Genomic DNA, 547 nt, shown 5'->3' on the forward strand with positions numbered 1-547 from the left:
TCTACACCTCAGGCTCCACCGGCCGCCCCAAAGCCGTCGTCATGCCCCACAAGGCACTCGCCAATCTGCTGTCCTGGACGATCAGGGAACTGTCCGGGGACCCCAGGACCGTCGTGGCCCAGTTCACCGCGTTGAGCTTCGATGTCTCGGCCCAGGAGATCCTCTCCGCGCTGGTGGCCGGCAAGACCGTCGCGGTACCGGATGACGAGATCCGGCGGGATCCCAACGAGTTCGTCCGCTGGCTCGACCAGCACCAGGTCAACGAGCTGTTCGCGCCGACACTCGTCCTCGACATGGTGTGTGCCGCCGCGCTGCGTGATGGCCGTGCCCTGCCCCGGCTGCGTGAACTCGTACAGGCGGGCGAGGCCCTCGTCCCCAGTGAGGCGATCAAGGCGTTCTGTGCCGCGGTGCCCGGACGACGGCTGCACAATCACTACGGCCCCGCGGAAACACATGTGATGACGAGTGGGGCACTACCCGAGGACGTGGGTGCGTGGCCGGTCGTCGCGCCTATCGGCAAACCCGTGGACAACGCCCGCGTCTACAT

1 protein-coding gene is annotated in these 547 nt (G+C 66.9%); it reads left to right on the plus strand.

The features are described 5' to 3' along the window. Window positions 1-41: 41 nt before the first annotated feature. A partial coding sequence (locus IE177_RS34645; RefSeq protein ID WP_229816420.1) for an AMP-binding protein occupies window positions 42-547 on the plus strand: 506 nt, incomplete at its 3' end.

Source organism: Streptomyces lucensis JCM 4490, from assembly GCF_014650035.1.
Taxonomy (GTDB): Bacteria; Actinomycetota; Actinomycetes; order Streptomycetales; family Streptomycetaceae; genus Streptomyces; species Streptomyces lucensis.